The sequence below is a fragment of the Kluyvera sichuanensis genome, assembly GCF_014218705.1.
GTDB lineage: Bacteria > Pseudomonadota > Gammaproteobacteria > Enterobacterales > Enterobacteriaceae > Kluyvera > Kluyvera sichuanensis.
Genome location: NZ_JABBJF010000017.1, coordinates 1 through 17954 on the forward strand (window position 1 = coordinate 1; position 17954 = coordinate 17954).

Here is a 17954-nt window from a genome sequence, read left to right on the forward strand (position 1 = left end):
GCAGCGAAGTAGCTCATATCTGGGATTTGACCAGCTCCGGTACCAACATCTTTTGATGCTGCCGTTCCGAATGTTGGCAAACTTCCTAAACCAACCTTTTTAAAACCCTCAAGTATCTGGCGATCTCTCGCCGTTTCTCCTGTTTTCACAACAGGAGAAATACCCATGATTTACGGCTATGCCCGAGTATCAACAAACCACCAGGACACCGAACTTCAGCGAATCGCGCTCGAATCAGCAGGGTGCGAACAAATAATGGAAGAGCATGCCAGCGGTAGAAAATCAAACCGCCCCGTACTGAAGCGCCTAATTAAGGCTATGCATACGGGAGATGAGTTGGTGGTCTGGAAGCTGGACAGGATTGGGCGTAACGTTTTACATGCGCTGCTGATGTTTCAGCAACTACAGGAGAAGGGCATTAACTTCCGAAGTATTACAGATGGTGTTGATCTCAAAACAGCCAGTGGTCGCTATAACTTTCGCAACATCCTCTCTGCGGCACAATACGAATCCGACCTTAATAGTGAGCGCACTTTGGCGGGTTTAGCTGTTGCCATGGCAAAAGGTCGTGTTGGTGGCAGAAGACCAAAGTTTACTGACGATCAGTGGAAGGAAATTGGTGAACTGATAGCTGCCGGAGAATCCAGACAGAGTATTGCCAGCAGGTATAATGTTGGCATGTCCACGCTGTATAAGAAGTTTCCCGCTGGATGCTAGATAGTTGCTGTGGGCCGTGATTTTACGCCACGACCCACAGCTGTAGGCCAGGTGTTCATGCCGTGGCGCTGGCGCAAGTATAGGGGGAATCACTCATTCAGCAACAAGCCAGAACTCTGCTTCTTCAAACATTTCCTGAACCACACGGCTAATCTGCTCCTTCTCATGCTTGCTGGCGTCAGTATTGATCGCCGGCAACGTCATCATAGGTTTCACCCTCACATCAGCATCAGGGAAGATGCGCTGCACCCTTTTGCTCAACTCCCCCAGAATGATGTCTTTCGCACCGGGCAAACCATCAAAATTCCTTTTGTCATAAACGAGTTCCACAAACATTACGCGTTACCTCTTTACTGGTTGGATATACAGTATTTATACTGTGTTTATATCCAGTAATAAAGAGAGGGTTTAACCATGGCCTTTCCATCCCCAGCGGCAGATTATGCGGAAACACGAATTTCGCTTGATGAGAAACTGATAAGCCGACCAAACTCGACATATTTTATGAGGGCAGGTTGTTCACATTACAGAGAGGGCATTGTCCAGGGAGCGCTGCTCGTCGTCGATATGGCGTTATCACCATGTGATGGCTCACTCCTGGTATGCGCGCTGGATGGAGAATTCAAGATTAAGCGCTACCGGAAACACCCGAGGCCTCATCTCGAAAATCTGGAGAACGGGAAGAAGGAGGCGTTACCTGATGAGGACGACACTACCCGTCCTGTCTTTGGTGTGCTTACATACATTATCAACGATGCCAGGCAGGCGGAGTTTGATGATTGTCCTGTTATGTAGGCGACCAAAAACTTGGTGTCGGACCGACTTAAAATTTGTGTTGCTGGGTTAGGTTTAAAAATATTTTATCCACAAAAACCAGCAACGCAATCAGTAACACGCTTTTGTATTTCATTGAAAATATTGGTTTTTATTTGTTTTGTTTCACATATCGCAGTTGATACATTTTTTGGTGATTAACAGCGCCATCAGGACATTCTCAGAAACGAAATAAACAGGGCGCGCATTATACGCTCATTTTACCGCCAGGCCATACCTTTTCTGTGGTAATAGCACCGCCGATCAAACCAGCTTTTTCACCAGCGCTTCGCTATGACGAATGCGTTCCGGCGCGTTTTCCAGATCCTGCTGCACCAGCCCCATAAACAACAGATCCGTCAGCATCATCTGCGCGCTGGTTGAAGAGATAGCTGCGCTGCGCGTCGCCTGCTCTTCGGCAATGGTGTACAGGCAGTGCGTCGCCCGTTGCTGAAGGGCATTGGGGGAAAAGCCGGTGATCGCCACCACTTTACCGCCTACGCGCAACATCTCATCGGCAGCGAGATTAATCTCCCGGCGCGCCCCGGAGTAAGAAATCGCCAGCATCACATCATCCTGGGTCATCGCCTGCACGGTAGCCAACAGGGCGTGCATGTCTTGCTCGGAAACGGCGTTCAGACCGATTTTCATCAGCTTCCAGCTAAAGTTACGGGCAACTAACCCCGATGCGCCAATGCCTGTCAGCACGATACGACGCGCGCTGCGCAGCATATTGACCGTCTCCAGCAGCTTGTCTTCGGTGTTCACGTCGAGCGAGGCATGCATCGCCGCGACGTTATCTTTAATCAGCTTTTCGCCGACCAGGCGAAGCGGGTCGTCGCCGCAAATCTGGTTATGTACCGGGACGGAGTGCGGGTTGACGTTGCTGGCGAGTGCATCACTCAGCGCCAGTTTAAGCGCCGGGAAGCCTTTAAAGCCAAGCTTCTGGGCGAACTTCACCACGCTGGATTGGCTCACACCCGCCTGGCTGGCGAGCTGCTGGGAGCTTAAATGGCGGGCTAAATCCGGCTGTGCCAGAATGAAATCAGCCAGCTTTCTGTCGCTTTGTGCCAACTGCGGATAACGCTGACGAATACTCAGTAAACAATTCATAATAACCTCACGGGCACAATGACCACGATGTGCCAGGCCACCATTCTGCTCGTTTGCAAGAATTTTGTATTCTATTATAACGGAATATATCGAATTAAATGTGCTATGTGATTGTAAAATAGCAGCAATTCTCGGGGGGATCGCTATCGGGCGAAACCTGAGGGGCTATCTGGTAGTCTGGTCACGAATGAATTGATGATAACGGGAGATGCATTTGGTCAGTCACTGTCGCCGCGTGGTGTTTTTCGACCTCGACGGTACGCTGCATCAGCAGGATCTCTTTGGCGCTTTTTTACGCTATCTATTATGCCGATTACCGCTTAACGCCTTACTGGTGATGCCCTTGCTGCCGATCGTTGGCGCGGCGATGCTGGTGAAGGGGCGCGCGGCGCGCTGGCCGGTAAGCGTGCTGCTGTGGGGAAGCACCTTTGGCCGACGCGAGGCAACGCTAAAGGCGCTAGAAGCGAGCTTCACCCTCTGGTTTCGTGCGACCGTCACGCCGTTTCCCGTCGTGCAGCAGCGGCTGGACGGCTATCTCCAGCATCAGGATGCCGATGTCTGGCTTATCACCGGGTCGCCGCAGACGCTGGTGGAACGCGCCTATGCCGATGCACCCTGGATGACGCACGTCAACCTGATTGGCAGCCAGATGCAGAGGGGGTTTGGCGGGCGGGTGCTGTCAGTTCGCTGCCTGGGCCATGAAAAAGTGGCCCAGCTTGAACAGCGCCTCGGTGCGCCGTTACGCTTGTACAGCGGCTATAGCGACAGCAAGCAGGATAACCCGCTACTCTTTTTTTGTGAGCATCGCTGGCGGGTCACTGCGCGCGGCGAGCTGGAGCAACTGGAATAGTCGGCGCTGCGCTTTGATGGATATTGTGTATAATGCGCGGCGTTTTATCATCTGGAGTCCTCACGTTGTCCGACACTGAACTGAACCACGAATACTGGATGCGCCACGCGCTTGTACTTGCCCGCCGAGCCTGGGATGAAGGCGAAGTGCCGGTAGGCGCCGTACTGGTTCACAATAATCAGGTGATAGGTGAGGGCTGGAACCGTCCTATTGGGCGTCACGATCCCACCGCGCACGCGGAGATCATGGCGCTGCGTCAGGGCGGCCTGGTGCTGCAAAACTACCGGCTGATAGATACCACGCTGTATGTGACCCTGGAGCCTTGCGTGATGTGCGCGGGGGCGATGGTGCATAGTCGTATCGGCAATCTGGTCTTCGGCGCTCGCGATGCCAAAACCGGCGCGGCGGGTTCGCTGATTGATGTGTTGCATCATCCAGGAATGAACCACCGCGTTGAGATCACCGAAGGGGTGCTGGCTGAGGATTGCGCGGGAATGCTGAGCGATTTCTTCCGCGAACGGCGGCAGCAGAAAAAAGCGTTAAGGCAGGCAGAAAAGGGCTGCTAGTTTTTCGAGGTGAAGCGCAGCAGCGGCGTATCGCTGTTATCGCGATCGCCTCGACGCAGGAATGAAAATATCCCCGTATCATTTTCACTATGCTGTAGCTCATTTGGCGAAACGGTAGGATAGGCTTGCGCTATCGCCATCTCTTCCTCTGCTTTTTTCTCTTTTTCCTGCAAATACCCCACCAGGCTTATCTGATACTTACGGATATTTTCGACGTAGGCATAGGCTTCATGCCCGCGTGCATAGCCATAGGTGAGTTTGCTGTACCACGATTTCTGGCTGAGTAGCGGCAGGCGCTGCTTTACGTCGGCCCAGCTGTCCGGGTTGCCCTTCTGCTTAGCGGTGAGGGCACGGGCATCCAGCATATGGGCATATCCCATGTTATAGGCCGCCAGCGCAAACCAGATTCGTTCCTCCTGCGGCACGCTATCCGGCACTTTACTCATCATATCCTGCAGGTAGCGCATCCCGCCGCTGATGCTCTGCTCGGCATCGGTACGGTCGCTCAAGCCCAGACTCTGGGCGGTGTTTTTGGTGAGCATCATCAGGCCACGTACCCCAGTAGGCGAGGTAGCAAGCGGATCCCAGTGGGACTCCTGATAAGAGATAGCCGCCAGCAGCTTCCAGTCGATTTCGCTGGCGTACTTCTCAAACAGCGGTTGCAGGTCAGGCAGCACGCTATCTACCGCGCGCAGGAAGGTGCGAGTATCAACATAGTCGAAGTCGTCGCCATGGCCGAGATACTTCTCTTCAAGGCGGGCAAGGGTGCCGTCTTCATTTATGTTGTCGAAGAAATCAAGCATTGCAGCGGAAAGCGTATTGTCGTCGTCCTGCAGGCTAAACCAGGTTACCGGCTGTTCGTCGGTCACGTCGAGGGCAACCGCCAGTTCCGGGTGTACGCGCTGAAACAGACCAATCGCCACTGAATCAGCAATGGTGTAATCAAGCTTGCCGTCGATCACCGCCTGCATCAGGTCGGCTGAGCTGCGTTTCTCATCGACGGTCCAGCCGAGGTCCGGGTATTTGTTCGCCTGTAGGTTTTGCAAATCGCTGATGACCACCTGGCCTGGGGCAATGGTGAGCTGGTCTGCGGAGACGCTGCTAAGGCTGCGTGGACGCGTATTACCAACGCGATACACCAACTGTTGTGATACCGAATAGTAAGTCGGCCCCGCCTGGTAGCTTTTTACGCGCTCGCTGTTATAGACCAGACCGGCGGCCAGCATGTCGGCGCTGCCGTTATCGAGATCGTCAAACAGCTGGCTGATGTTCTGTCGCACCGTCACTTTCAGCTTCACGCCCAGGTAGTTGGCAAACTGCTGGGCGAGCTCATAATCGAGCCCGTAGTCCTTATTATTGACGACGGTGTAGGTCAGCGGAGATTGCACGGTACTGATGCGCAGCTCCCCCCGCTCTTTGATAGCGGCGATGCGATTCTCTGGTTTTCCAAACCAGGGAAGAGAGGGCCAGAGCGCCGCTGCGAGCAGCAACGTCACAAAGCCGATAAGCAGGTAATTAATCTTTAGTTTTTTCAAATGGTTAATTCACTGCGCTGTCAGAAATTGTTCCAGATAATCTAAAGCCTTGTTATAGAATGAGCGGCATTTTGCTTAACATTGCGCCAGTTGGCAACTTATTCGAGATATACGTCACATCTATTGATAAAGAAAAGAGATGTGTTTATTTCGACGCAAACGGTTTCGTCGGGGCGCAGGATTCTCTATAATAGCGCCCGTTCTCCCCCATTGCGCACACTGAAAGCTGAGAAGACGAGAGACTTATGATGGAAATTCTGCGTGGTTCGCCTGCACTGTCTGCATTTCGTATTAACAAACTGCTGACGCGGTTTCAGGCAGCCAACCTCCCGGTAAGCAACATTTACGCCGAGTATGTCCATTTTGCCGACCTGGACGCGCCGCTTAATAAAGAAGAGCGAGCCCGACTTGAGCGACTGTTGCAGTATGGTCCAAGCCTCAATAGCCATAACCCTACCGGTAAACTGCTGCTCGTCACCCCTCGCCCTGGCACCATCTCCCCCTGGTCTTCAAAAGCTACCGATATCGCCCACAACTGCGGCCTCTCACAGGTTCTGCGCCTTGAGCGCGGCGTGGCGTACTATGTTGATGCCGCTAGCCTGACCGCCGAACAGCTGAGCGCCGTGGCGGCCGAACTGCACGACCGCATGATGGAGAGCGTATTTGACTCGCTGCAGGATGCCGAAAAACTGTTTGCTCACCATCAGCCAGCACCGGTTGCCAGCGTGGACCTGCTGGGGCAGGGCCGTCAGGCGCTGATCGACGCCAACATCCGTCTTGGCCTGGCGCTGGCGGACGACGAAATTGACTACCTGCAGGATGCGTTCACTAAATTGGGCCGCAACCCGAACGACATCGAGCTCTACATGTTCGCGCAAGCGAACTCTGAGCACTGCCGTCACAAGATTTTTAACGCCGATTGGATTATCGACGGTAAACAGCAGCCGAAGTCGCTGTTTAAGATGATCAAAAACACTTTCGAAACCACGCCGGATCACGTGCTGTCTGCCTATAAAGACAACGCCGCGGTGATGGAAGGCTCTGAAGTGGGCCGTTACTTCGCCGACCACAAAACCGGTCGCTACGATTTCCATCAGGAACCTGCGCATATCCTGATGAAGGTGGAAACCCATAACCACCCGACGGCTATCTCTCCATGGCCTGGCGCCGCAACCGGCTCCGGCGGTGAAATCCGCGATGAAGGCGCTACCGGTCGCGGTGCCAAACCAAAAGCGGGGCTGGTGGGCTTCTCTGTGTCCAACCTGCGTATTCCTGGCTTTGAACAGCCGTGGGAAGAAGATTTCGGTAAGCCGGATCGTATCGTTACCGCACTGGACATCATGACCGATGGCCCGCTGGGCGGCGCGGCGTTCAACAACGAATTTGGACGTCCGGCGCTGACCGGCTACTTCCGGACTTACGAAGAAAAAGTGAACAGCCACAACGGCGAAGAGCTGCGCGGTTACCACAAACCGATCATGCTGGCAGGCGGGATCGGCAACATCCGAGCCGATCACGTACAGAAAGGTGAGATCGTGGTAGGGGCGAAGCTGATCGTCCTCGGCGGCCCGGCGATGAACATTGGCCTGGGCGGTGGTGCTGCCTCTTCAATGGCTTCCGGCCAGTCTGATGCTGATCTCGACTTCGCTTCCGTACAGCGCGACAACCCGGAAATGGAACGTCGCTGCCAGGAAGTTATCGACCGTTGCTGGCAGTTGGGCGATGCCAACCCGATTCTGTTTATCCACGACGTGGGCGCGGGCGGTCTGTCTAACGCCATGCCGGAACTGGTGAGCGACGGTGGGCGCGGTGGTAAATTCCAGCTGCGCGACATCCTCAGCGATGAGCCGGGCATGAGCCCGCTGGAAATCTGGTGTAACGAATCTCAGGAACGCTACGTACTGGCGGTCGCCGCCGATCAGCTGCCGCTGTTCGACGAACTGTGCAAACGTGAACGTGCGCCGTATGCGGTGATCGGCGAAGCCACCGAAGAGAAACATCTGACCTTGAGCGATAGCCACTTCGACAACCAGCCAATCGACATGCCGCTGGACGTGCTGCTTGGCAAAACGCCGAAGATGACTCGTGACGTGCAGACGCTGAAAGCGAAAGGCGAAGCGCTTGCTCGTGAAAATATCACGCTGGCCGACGCGGTGAACCGCGTATTGCACCAGCCAACCGTGGCGGAAAAAACCTTCCTCGTGACTATCGGTGACCGTACGGTGACCGGTATGGTCGCGCGCGACCAGATGGTTGGCCCATGGCAGATTCCGGTAGCGAACTGCGCGGTGACCACCGCTAGCCTCGACAGCTACTACGGCGAAGCGATGTCTATCGGCGAACGAGCGCCGGTTGCGCTGCTGGACTTTGCGGCCTCCGCCCGCCTGGCGGTAGGCGAAGCGCTGACCAACATTGCCGCAACCCAGATTGGTAACATCAAACACATTAAGCTCTCGGCAAACTGGATGTCAGCTGCAGGTCACCCTGGCGAAGATGCCGGTCTGTACGAAGCGGTGAAAGCGATCGGCGAAGAGATGTGCCCGCAGCTGGGTCTGACCATTCCGGTGGGCAAAGACTCCATGTCGATGAAAACCCGGTGGCAGGAAGGCAACGAACAGCGCGAAATGACTTCGCCGCTGTCGCTGGTGATTTCCGCCTTTGCTCGCGTTGAAGACGTGCGCCGCACCATCACGCCGCAGCTGGTAACCGAAGATAACGCTCTGCTGCTGATTGACCTCGGTAAGGGTCATAACGCGCTGGGCGCCACCGCACTGGCGCAGGTTTACCGTCAATTGGGCGATAAGCCAGCCGACGTCCGTGACGTGGCACAGCTGAAAGGCTTCTACGAGGCGATTCAGGCACTGGTTGCACAGCGTAAGCTGCTGGCCTATCACGACCGCTCCGACGGCGGCCTGCTGGTTACCCTGGCTGAAATGGCCTTTGCCGGTCACTGCGGCGTGGAAGCTGACGTGGCAACCCTCGGCGACGATCGTCTGGCGGCGCTATTCAACGAAGAGTTGGGCGCGGTGATTCAGATTCGTGCTGCAGACCGTGAAGCGGTAGAGGCGATTCTGGCGGCCAACGGCCTGGCTGATTGCGTGCACTTCCTCGGTAAAGCCGTTGAAGGTGACCATTTCACCCTGACCGCCAACGGCCAGCCGGTATTCAGTGAAAGCCGCACTACGCTGCGTATGTGGTGGGCAGAAACCACCTGGCAGATGCAGCGCCTGCGCGATAACCCAGAGTGTGCCGATCAGGAACACGACGCGAAAGCCAACGATAACGACCCGGGCCTCAATGTGAAGCTCACCTTCGATATCGCCGCCGACGTCGCAGCACCTTACATCTCCACCGGGGCGCGTCCGAAAGTCGCGGTACTGCGCGAGCAGGGCGTGAACTCCCACGTTGAGATGGCGGCGGCCTTCCACCGTGCGGGCTTTGACGCCATTGACGTGCACATGAGCGACCTGCTGGCAGGGCGTACCGGTCTGGCAGACTTCCAGGCGCTGGTGGCCTGCGGCGGCTTCTCCTACGGTGACGTACTGGGCGCGGGTGAAGGTTGGGCGAAATCCATTCTGTTCAACAACCGCGTTCGCGATGAGTTTGCGACCTTCTTCCACCGTCCGCAGACCCTGGCGCTGGGCGTCTGTAACGGCTGCCAGATGATGTCTAACCTGCATGAGCTGATCCCGGGCAGCGACCTGTGGCCGCGCTTTGTGCGTAACCACTCCGACCGTTTTGAGGCGCGCTTCAGCCTGGTCGAAGTCGCCAGCAGCCCATCGCTGCTGCTCGCCGGTATGGAAGGCTCACGTATGCCAATCGCCGTCTCTCACGGTGAAGGTCATGTGGAAGTTCGCGACGGTGCGCATCTGGCTCAGCTGGAAAGCAAAGGGCTGGTGGCGCTGCGCTTCGTGGATAACTTCGGTAAAGTCACCGAAGCCTATCCGGCGAACCCGAACGGTTCTCCTAATGGGATCACCGCGGTAACCAACGAAAGCGGTCGCGTCACCATTATGATGCCGCACCCGGAGCGTGTGTTCCGTACGGTTTCCAACTCCTGGCACCCGGAAAACTGGGGCGAGGACAGCCCGTGGATGCGTATTTTCCGCAATGCGCGTAAGCAGCTTGGTTAAGTTAGACGCTTAATGCATCAAGCCCCTCCTGGTGAGGGGCTTTTTTGTTTCTGCACATCCCTCATGCCGCGTTGCTCGGCTGGGCTACATTCGGTACGGTGAAGGTGTGTCGGGAAACCCCGACATTGGTGGTATTGCGCTGTCGCTAAATGGAGACACTTAATTTAATGATTTATAAGATGTTTTTATTATTCGCCAATGGGTGTTGCTAATTAGCGACACAATGCCCAAAAACAGCCTTCACCACTTTTCTGACCTGTTTCATATATTTTCTATATTTATCATTGTGTTAATTTATTGTTTTGCATTATGGCACGCATCATGCATAATATTAACCAGTGGCTCATTCACCTTCTTATGTCAGCCCCTTCGGGACGTGCTACATAAACTTCGAATGACGCACAACAAGGTGCCTGCCGTCCAGCAACTGATAATAGCGTAGCTTTATCAACCATCGGGCGAAACGTTGAGTTAGGCACCGCCTTATTCCATAACAAAGCCGGGCTTCTGCCCGGCTTTGTTGTTTCTGGCCTTTCCCTCATCGATATCCTCAGTTAGCATTCCAGTACGTTGATTTACTGAGATACCTCTTTTGAAACGCCCCTCGCTCTCTCCACGATCGCTTCGCCAACTGGTGACGCTGGCTTTCCTGCTGATTCTGCTGCCGCTGCTGGTGCTTGCCTGGCAGGCATGGCAGAGCCTCAACATGCTCAGCGCGCAGGCCGAACAGACCAACCGCACCACGCTGATGGATGCCCGACGTAGCGAAGCGATGGCGAACGTTGCGCTGGATATGGAGCGCAGCTACCGCCAGTACTGCGTGTTGGATGACCCGACGCTGGCGAAGGTGTACCAGAGTCAGCGTAAGCGCTACAGCGATATGCTGGAGGCGCACGCGGGCGTGCTGCCGGACGACACGCTTTACCAGCGGCTGCGGCAGAATCTTCACGACCTGACGGCTCTACAGTGCACCAACAGCGGCCCGGAAAAGCAGGCGGTGGCGAAGCTTGAAGCCTTCTCCACCGCTAACGGTGAGCTGGTACAAGCTACCCGTACCGTGGTCTTCTCCCGTGGGCAGCAGCTCCAGCAGGCGATTGCCGAACGCGGCCAGTTCTTTGGCTGGCAGGCATTGGTGCTATTCCTGGTCAGCCTGGCGATGGTGCTGCTGTTTACCCGTATGATTATCGGCCCGGTGAAGGGCATCGAGAGCATGATTAACCGGCTGGGCGAAGGGCAGACGCTGGACGGTGAGGTGATGTTCCGTGGCCCCCGCGAGCTGCGCTCCGTCGGGCAGCGAATTATCTGGCTTAGCGACCGGCTTTCCTGGCTGGAGTCGCAGCGTCACCAATTCCTGCGCCATCTTTCCCATGAACTGAAAACGCCGCTCGCCAGCATGCGTGAGGGTACCGAACTGTTAGCCGACCAGGTGGTGGGGCCGCTGACGGCGGAGCAAAAAGAGGTGGTGGATATTCTCGACAGCAGTAGCCGCAATCTACAAACCCTGATTGAACAGCTGCTGGACTACAACCGTAAACTCAGTGAAACCGCCGTGCGCATGGAGTACGTCGCGCTGGCACCGCTAGTAGAGCTGGTGGTTTCTGCGCACAGTTTGCCGGCAAGGGCTAAACTGATGCACACGCTGGTCGACCTGCAGGCACCGGCTTGCCTGGCGGAACCGACTCTTCTGCTGAATGCGCTGGATAATCTCTACTCGAATGCGGTGCACTATGGCACTGAATCCGGTAACATTTATCTCCGCAGCCATCGGGACGGTTCGCGGATAGCCATAGACGTTATCAATACCGGAACGCCGATCCCGGATAGCGAAAAATTAATGATTTTCGAGCCTTTCTTTCAGGGGAGCCATCAGCGCAAAGGTGCGGTGAAGGGAAGCGGCCTGGGATTGAGCCTTGCACGCGACTCCGTTCGGAAAATGCACGGCGAACTACAGCTTCTCGACACCCAGGACGGCAACGTCTGTTTTCGCATCGAACTCCCGGTACCAGGGCTGGAAAAAACAACCACATGAATCGAAATCGAGTCACTATGCCCCAATTCTTAGCACGGACGAGTCGGATACCACGGCGGTGGTGCGGCGGGCTATTTGGGCTCACCTGCCTGATGCTCTCCGGATGTAATAGCGCACTGACGCCGCACAGTCTCGGCAGCAGCGCTGAAGGCAGCGAACCGCGCCAGCAAGTAGCGGATTATCTGTCGACTAACTGCGACGATATCTGGTCACTGGATGGCGATACCGCAGAGAACAACCCTCTTTACTGGCTGCGCAGCGTGGACTGCGCCAATCGTCTGTCTGCAGCTCGCGCACGCGCGGAAGCCAGCCCGCTGACGGCGGATACCTGGCAGGGCGCGTTTAAGCGCGGCATCCTGCTGGCTAATGCCAAAATCACCCCGACCGAGCGTCGGCAGGTGGTCACGGCGATTGATACCCTCAGCCCGCAAATTCCGGTCCGCATTCGCCCGCTGTACCAACTCTGGCGCGATGGGCAGGTATTGCAGCTGTCGCTGTCCGAAGAGCGTCAACGTTACAGCAAACTGCAGGAGGCCAGCGACGGCCAACTGGACGCGCTGCGCCTGCAGCAGCAACAACTACAGGGTGAGCTGGACTTAACCACCCGTAAGTTGCAAAACCTGACGGATATCGAACGCCAACTCTCTACCCGCAAACCGGGCGCCGATATGTCTCACGGCGCGGCATCTGACGAGGATAAGCATGACTAACCGTAAACCTGCGCATCTGCTGCTGGTGGATGACGACCCCGGCCTGTTGAAGCTTCTCGGGATGCGTCTGACCAGCGAAGGCTATCGGGTCGTTACGGCAGAAAGCGGCCCGCAGGGGCTCCGTGTGCTGGCGAAAGAGCGTATCGACCTGGTGATTAGCGACCTGCGGATGGATGAGATGGACGGCCTGCAGCTGTTCAGCGAAATTCAGAAAGTGCAGCCGGGGATGCCGGTGATTATTCTGACCGCCCACGGCTCTATCCCGGAAGCGGTCTCAGCGACCCAGCAGGGCGTGTTCAGCTTCTTAACCAAACCGGTGGATAAAGACGCGCTGTATAAAGCCATCGACGAAGCGCTGGAGCGCACGTCACCGACAAACGATGAACGGTGGCGGGAAGCGATTGTCACCCGCAGCCCATTGATGCTGCGTCTGCTGGAACAGGCGCAGATGGTGGCGCAGTCGGACGTCAGCGTGCTGATTAACGGCCAGAGCGGCACCGGGAAAGAGATCCTGGCGCAGGCCATTCACAATGCCAGCCCGCGCCACGCGAAGCCGTTTGTAGCCATTAACTGCGGGGCGCTGCCGGAGCAACTGCTGGAATCTGAACTGTTCGGCCACGCGCGCGGTGCGTTTACCGGCGCGGTCAGCCACCGGGAAGGGCTGTTCCAGGCGGCGGAAGGCGGTACGCTGTTTCTTGATGAAATAGGCGATATGCCCACGCCGCTGCAGGTGAAACTGCTGCGTGTGTTGCAGGAGCGCAAAGTGCGCCCGCTTGGCAGCAACCGCGATCTCGACATCAATGTGCGTATCATTTCGGCGACCCACCGGGATCTACCGAAAGCGATGGCCCGCGGCGAGTTTCGTGAAGATCTCTTCTACCGCCTGAACGTGGTGAACCTCAAGATCCCAACGCTTGCCGAACGCACCGAAGATATTCCGCTGCTGGCAAACTACCTGCTGCGTCAGTCGGCGGATCGGCATAAGCCGTTCGTGCGCGCCTTTTCCACCGACGCCATGAAGCGCTTGATGGCGGCTAACTGGCCGGGTAACGTGCGCCAGTTGGTTAACGTGATTGAGCAGTGCGTGGCGCTGACCTCATCGCCGGTCATCAGCGATGCGCTGGTTGAGCAGGCGCTGGAAGGTGAGAACACTGCGCTGCCGACCTTCGTGGAAGCACGCAATCAGTTTGAGCTCAACTACCTGCGCAAGCTGCTGCAAATCACCAAAGGCAACGTCACCCATGCTGCGCGTATGGCCGGGCGCAACCGCACCGAGTTCTACAAATTGCTCTCCCGCCATGAACTGGATGCGAACGATTTTAAAGAGTAGCACCCGAAATACGTCTGATTTATGATACGGTGAGCAACCGGTTACGCGATAAAAACGACAGGAACACCATGAAAAAGATTGATGCGATTATTAAACCCTTCAAACTGGATGACGTACGTGAGGCGCTGGCGGAAGTTGGCATCACCGGGATGACGGTAACGGAAGTGAAAGGCTTTGGCCGTCAGAAAGGCCACACCGAACTGTACCGCGGTGCGGAGTACATGGTGGACTTTCTGCCGAAGGTGAAAATTGAGATCGTGGTGACCGACGATATCGTCGATACCTGTGTGGATACCATTATCCGTACCGCGCAGACCGGTAAAATCGGCGACGGCAAAATCTTTGTCTTCGACGTGGCGCGCGTGATTCGTATCCGTACCGGCGAAGAAGACGACGCAGCAATCTAATCAGTAAAAGGCGGCCATCGGCCGCCTTTTCATTACTCGTCGGCCTGTGCCAGCGTTACGCTGGACGAACCCAGCAGACGTTTCAACGCGACCAGCACCACAATCAGCGCCACCACGCCCAGCGTCCATTCCCCCATTTGCGAGAAAAAGTGCCTATAGGCATCGATAGCCGTATCGCTAATTTGTGATTCGGTGGTTTTCTGCGCTACCACGCCTGCCAGCCAGTTAGCGACCGAGCCCGTTGCCAGCATGTAGATACCGGTCAATACGCCGGTCACTCCAGGCAGATTCAAACGGGTAATCTGCGCCATCGCCACCGGGTCAATAAACAGCTCGGCGAAGCCCATCAGCGCCAGCCCGGCGATCATCATGCCCATCGAAGCCTGACCGTGCAGCTGTGCGCCGCGCGCGTTCAGCGCCAGTAGCATAAAGCCTGCACCCATCAGCACCAGCCCGAATGCGAACTTCAGCCATACCCGCAGAGCAGAGCTAACGCTGCTTTCCGGACGTGCCAGCCAGGCCAGCACCACGCCTGCCGTCATCACGGCAATCGCGTTAACTGACTGGAAGAGGGCGGTTGGCACTTCAATGTTCAGCCAGCGACGGTTCACGAAGTGATCAATAAACAGGCTGATAGAGCTGCCGCCCTGCTGAGCCAGTACCCAGAACAGCGTGCCGGTCAGCATCAGCAAAATGATTTGCCATAGGGCGCGGCGCTGCGCCGGGAAGCGCAGCATAATGCGCGCCACGATAACGGCGGCGGCCGCGCAGACGATCGCCAGCAGATAGCCTGACCAGTCGTTTTGCAGCAGCAGGGTGAAGAACAGCGGCGCGATGCATAGCGTCAGCGCCAGCCAGCCCCAGGTCGGCAGGACAAACTTCACCGCCCGCAGCGCCGGTTTGTTCACCCCTTGCGTATGGAGGAAATGGCGATGGCCGCTTAAGAAGACGATCAGGCCAATGAACATGCCGATGCCCGCCAGCGCGAAGCCAACGTGCCAGCCGTACCACTGCGCCGCCAACCCGCAGGCGATAGGCGCCGCAATGGAGCCGATGTTGCCTGCCGCATACAGCAGCGAAAAGCCGCCGTCGCGGCGGTTGTCGTCGGGGGCGTACATCTCGCCTAATAGACAGCTGATATTGGATTTAAACAGGCCGTAGCCGCAGATGATAATCCCCAATGCGAGGTACAGGCTCCACGTGGAATCCGATTCCACGCCGAGCACAATATGCCCAAGCGTCATCAGCAGTGCGCCGGATATGACGGCGGTTCGGTTACCGAGCAAGCGGTCGGCGAGCCAGCCGCCCAGAATAGGGGTGACATAGACCAGCGACGCGTAGGCGCTGAACAGGTCGATAGCGTGGCTGTCGTTGAAGCCAAGCTGGTGGGTAAGGTAAAGGATGAGCAGGGCACGCATGCCATAGAAGCTGAAATATTCCCAGATTTGAATCGCCACGATGTAGTAGATCGCGCGCGGTTGTGAGGGTGTTTTCATGTCGATTCCTTGCTGTGTGGATGCACGAAAAAGGGAAGCGACAAGCCGCTTCCCTCTGTTGTTTTAATTATTTTTTAGCGTCTTTCAGCACTTTAACCGTGTAACGACCATCCGCCTGACGGTAGGCGCCGTGGATGTCGGTTTCGAAGCCTGGGTAATGTGCGCCGATTTCGCACAGCATCTGCAGGAACTCCAGCACCGGACGGCTCTCTTCGGTGATCATCTCGCCCGGCATCACCAGTGGCACGCCTGGAGGATACGGCAGGATCATATTGGCGTTGATGCGACCAACCACATCATCCAGATAGACCTCTTCCGTTTCGCCGTGCAGCTCTTTCTGGAACGCTTCGTACGGGGTGATTTCCATAGCTGGCAGCACTTCAAACGCGCGGAACATCAGGTCCGGCAGGTTGTGGTGCTCAACCAATTTATGGATGCTCTGCGCCAGCTCCTGAATACGCATGTTTTCATAGAATTCAGGCGCTTCCTGGTACAACGAAGGCAGAATATTTTTCACCCGCAGGTTCAGGTCAAAGGCGCGTTTGAACTCGGTCAGCGCGCGCAGCAGGCTCAGCGCTTTGGTTTTATCAATACCGATGCTGAAGAGGAACAGCAGGTTATAAGGACCGGTTTTCTCAACAATAATGCCGCGCTCGTCGAGGTATTTGGCAACCAGGCTCGCCGGAATACCGAAGTCGTCCATGGTACCGTCTTTTTTCATGCCCGGAGTCAGGATGGTGACTTTGATCGGGTCGAGGTACATATGTTCGTTGTCGATATTTTTGAAACCGTGCCATGCGCTGTCAGAACGCAGCGGCCAGCAGTCAGGGCCATCGATGTGCTCCGGCTGCCAGACGTCAAAGAACCAGCCTTCGGATTCACCTTTCAGACGTTTAATCTCTTTACGGAACTTGATTGCCCGCTCGATAGAACCGTTGATCAGACGCTTACCGGCATTGCCTTTCATCATCGCCGCGGCGGTTTCAGTAGAGGCGACGATGCCGTAGTGCGGAGAGGTGGTGGTGTGCATCATGTAGGCTTCGTTGAAGGTCTCTTCGTTGATATCGCCCTTCACGTGGATCATTGATGCCTGAGAGAACGCCGCCAGCAGTTTGTGCGTGGACTGGGTTTCATAAATCACTTTGCCTTCAACGCGGTCGCCGCTCATCCCACATTTACCCGCATAGATTGGCGAGAAGTTGGTGTAAGGCACCCAGGCAGAGTCGAAGTGGATGGATTTCACATCCAGCGTCTTCTTGATGTAGTCGGTGTTGTACAGCAGACCATCATAGGTGGAGTTGGTGATCACCGCATGCACTGGCCAGGTTGCGTTAGGCGTGGCTTTCACGCGCTTTTCAATGGTCGCGCGCTGGAATTCGCTCTGCGGAATACCGCCGAGAATACCGTAAGCGTTACGGGTCGGGCGGAAGTAGATCGGCGTAATATTGCTCATCATCATCAGATGCGTCAGTGATTTATGGCAGTTACGGTCGATAAGCACGGTGCTGCCCGCCGGTGCGGAATACATGCCAACGATTTTGTTCGCCGTAGAGGTACCGTTGGTCACCATGTAGCTGCGCTCGGCGTTAAAGACGCGGGCGATATACTCTTCAGCTTCTTTGTGCGGTCCGGAGTGGTCCAGCAGAGAGCCCAGCTCGGAAACGGAGATGGAGATGTCTGACTTCATGGCGTTAGGGCCGAAGAAATCATGGAAAATGCTGCCGACCGGGCTTTTCTGGAAGGCGGTGCCGCCCATGTGGCCAGGGGTACAGAAGGTGTATTTACCTTCACGTACGTATTTGAACAACGCTTTGGTCAGCGGTGGCAGAATGGCGTCGATGTATTCGTCGGTGCTCTGGCGGATTTTCGCCGCAATGTCAGCCGCGGCGCCCAGGGCGTATTCGAAGAAGCGAACCTGCATGCGCAGATCGTTCAGGCTGACGTCCAGCGTGGAGTAGCTGTTGGCAAAAGCGTAAACCGGCATGTACTCGTTCAGTGCGCTGATCTCTTCGCACAGCTCAAGGTTGTACTTATCCCAGTCAAAAATCACGCCGCAGAGATTGGCATTATTTTCAATCAGCTTCAGCAGGTCTTCACGGTCATTTGGGTAAACGATGCGGAAGTTCAGGCCTTCCAGCGCGCGGTGAAGCTCACGAATAGGCTCTTCTTTAAAATAGACGCCCATGTGGTTCATGATAGCAATAACGTTCATAGTCATAGTCATGTTTCCGGATAAAGAAGGCCCCTCCCGCCAC

General features: G+C 56.0%; 14 protein-coding genes. 9 read left to right on the forward strand and 5 right to left on the reverse strand.

All coding sequences use genetic code 11. The annotated features are described in order from the left end of the window. Window positions 1-165: 165 nt before the first annotated feature. Window positions 166-717 (forward strand): recombinase family protein, encoded by a 552-nt coding sequence (locus HII27_RS16225; protein WP_185668864.1) that lies wholly within the window; start codon window positions 166-168, stop codon window positions 715-717. A 93-nt stretch (window positions 718-810) separates the two neighbouring features. On the opposite strand, the gene HII27_RS16230 is transcribed toward HII27_RS16225, so the two are convergent. Beyond that, entirely contained in the window at window positions 811-1053 is a 243-nt protein-coding gene (locus HII27_RS16230; protein ID WP_149384873.1) for a DinI-like family protein, read from the reverse strand. Window positions 1054-1131: 78 nt separating this feature from the next. On the opposite strand from HII27_RS16230, the gene HII27_RS16235 reads away from it, so the two are divergent. Further along, a complete protein-coding gene (locus HII27_RS16235) occupies window positions 1132-1512 on the forward strand; it encodes a HumD family translesion DNA polymerase (protein ID WP_185668865.1) in 381 nt (126 codons plus the stop codon). Between the two features lie 282 nt (window positions 1513-1794). Here HII27_RS16235 and HII27_RS16240 read toward each other — a convergent pair whose 3' ends face one another. Continuing rightward, window positions 1795-2643: a MurR/RpiR family transcriptional regulator gene (locus tag HII27_RS16240; protein WP_185668866.1), complete on the reverse strand. Its 849-nt coding sequence runs from the start codon at window positions 2641-2643 to the stop codon at window positions 1795-1797. A 214-nt stretch (window positions 2644-2857) separates the two neighbouring features. Here HII27_RS16240 and yfhb point away from each other — a divergent pair, with 214 nt between their 5' ends. Together yfhb and tadA are read left to right on the forward strand one after the other, a co-directional pair. Further along, window positions 2858-3493 (forward strand): phosphatidylglycerophosphatase C, encoded by a 636-nt coding sequence (yfhb, locus tag HII27_RS16245; protein ID WP_185668935.1) that lies wholly within the window; start codon window positions 2858-2860, stop codon window positions 3491-3493. A 32-nt stretch (window positions 3494-3525) separates the two neighbouring features. Continuing rightward, window positions 3526-4059, forward strand: coding sequence for a tRNA adenosine(34) deaminase TadA (gene tadA, locus HII27_RS16250; RefSeq protein WP_185668867.1), 534 nt, complete (start codon window positions 3526-3528; stop codon window positions 4057-4059). Here tadA and mltF read toward each other — a convergent pair. Further along, window positions 4056-5594 (reverse strand): membrane-bound lytic murein transglycosylase MltF, encoded by a 1539-nt coding sequence (gene mltF / locus HII27_RS16255; RefSeq protein WP_185668868.1) that lies wholly within the window; start codon window positions 5592-5594, stop codon window positions 4056-4058. The two genes, tadA and mltF, sit on opposite strands and share 4 nt — an antisense overlap. Window positions 5595-5839: 245 nt before the next feature. On the opposite strand from mltF, the gene purL reads away from it, so the two are divergent. The 5 genes from purL to glnB all read left to right on the forward strand — a co-directional run bounded on the left by purL (window position 5840) and on the right by glnB (window position 14203). Further along, a complete protein-coding gene (gene purL / locus HII27_RS16260) occupies window positions 5840-9727 on the forward strand; it encodes a phosphoribosylformylglycinamidine synthase (RefSeq protein WP_185668869.1) in 3888 nt (1295 codons plus the stop codon). A 592-nt stretch (window positions 9728-10319) separates the two neighbouring features. Further along, window positions 10320-11756, forward strand: a complete 1437-nt coding sequence (locus HII27_RS16265) for a sensor histidine kinase (protein ID WP_185668870.1) — start codon at window positions 10320-10322, stop codon at window positions 11754-11756. 17 nt (window positions 11757-11773) lie between these two features. Further along, complete coding sequence (gene qseG / locus HII27_RS16270) at window positions 11774-12466, forward strand: two-component system QseEF-associated lipoprotein QseG (RefSeq protein WP_396401474.1); 693 nt, start codon at window positions 11774-11776, stop codon at window positions 12464-12466. Beyond that, complete coding sequence (gene glrR, locus HII27_RS16275) at window positions 12459-13796, forward strand: two-component system response regulator GlrR (protein ID WP_185668872.1); 1338 nt, start codon at window positions 12459-12461, stop codon at window positions 13794-13796. Before qseG ends, glrR begins: the two co-directional genes overlap by 8 nt. Window positions 13797-13864: 68 nt before the next feature. Next, complete coding sequence (gene glnB, locus HII27_RS16280; RefSeq protein WP_002914032.1) at window positions 13865-14203, forward strand: nitrogen regulatory protein P-II; 339 nt, start codon at window positions 13865-13867, stop codon at window positions 14201-14203. A 32-nt stretch (window positions 14204-14235) separates the two neighbouring features. Here the strand turns inward: glnB and dtpD are convergent, their stop codons facing one another. Further along, the gene (dtpD, locus tag HII27_RS16285) at window positions 14236-15699 is read right to left on the reverse strand and encodes a dipeptide permease DtpD (RefSeq protein ID WP_185668873.1); all 1464 of its coding nucleotides are present in this window, start codon (window positions 15697-15699) and stop codon (window positions 14236-14238) included. 67 nt (window positions 15700-15766) lie between these two features. After that, a complete protein-coding gene (cadA, locus tag HII27_RS16290; RefSeq protein ID WP_185668936.1) occupies window positions 15767-17911 on the reverse strand; it encodes a lysine decarboxylase CadA in 2145 nt (714 codons plus the stop codon). Window positions 17912-17954 lie beyond the last annotated feature (43 nt).

Bases quoted from the DNA above. Each gene is read 5' to 3' on its own strand.
- HII27_RS16225 (WP_185668864.1), top strand. From the start codon at position 166: ATGATTTACGGCTATGCCCGAGTATCAACAAACCACCAGGACACCGAA.
- HII27_RS16230 (WP_149384873.1), bottom strand. From the start codon at position 1,053: ATGTTTGTGGAACTCGTTTATGACAAAAGGAATTTTGATGGTTTGCCC.
- HII27_RS16235 (WP_185668865.1), top strand. From the start codon at position 1,132: ATGGCCTTTCCATCCCCAGCGGCAGATTATGCGGAAACACGAATTTCG.
- HII27_RS16240 (WP_185668866.1), bottom strand. From the start codon at position 2,643: ATGAATTGTTTACTGAGTATTCGTCAGCGTTATCCGCAGTTGGCACAA.
- tadA (WP_185668867.1), top strand. From the start codon at position 3,526: ATGCGCGGCGTTTTATCATCTGGAGTCCTCACGTTGTCCGACACTGAA.
- purL (WP_185668869.1), top strand. From the start codon at position 5,840: ATGATGGAAATTCTGCGTGGTTCGCCTGCACTGTCTGCATTTCGTATT.
- qseG (WP_396401474.1), top strand. From the start codon at position 11,774: ATGCCCCAATTCTTAGCACGGACGAGTCGGATACCACGGCGGTGGTGC.
- glrR (WP_185668872.1), top strand. From the start codon at position 12,459: ATGACTAACCGTAAACCTGCGCATCTGCTGCTGGTGGATGACGACCCC.
- glnB (WP_002914032.1), top strand. From the start codon at position 13,865: ATGAAAAAGATTGATGCGATTATTAAACCCTTCAAACTGGATGACGTA.
- dtpD (WP_185668873.1), bottom strand. From the start codon at position 15,699: ATGAAAACACCCTCACAACCGCGCGCGATCTACTACATCGTGGCGATT.
- cadA (WP_185668936.1), bottom strand. From the start codon at position 17,911: ATGAACGTTATTGCTATCATGAACCACATGGGCGTCTATTTTAAAGAA.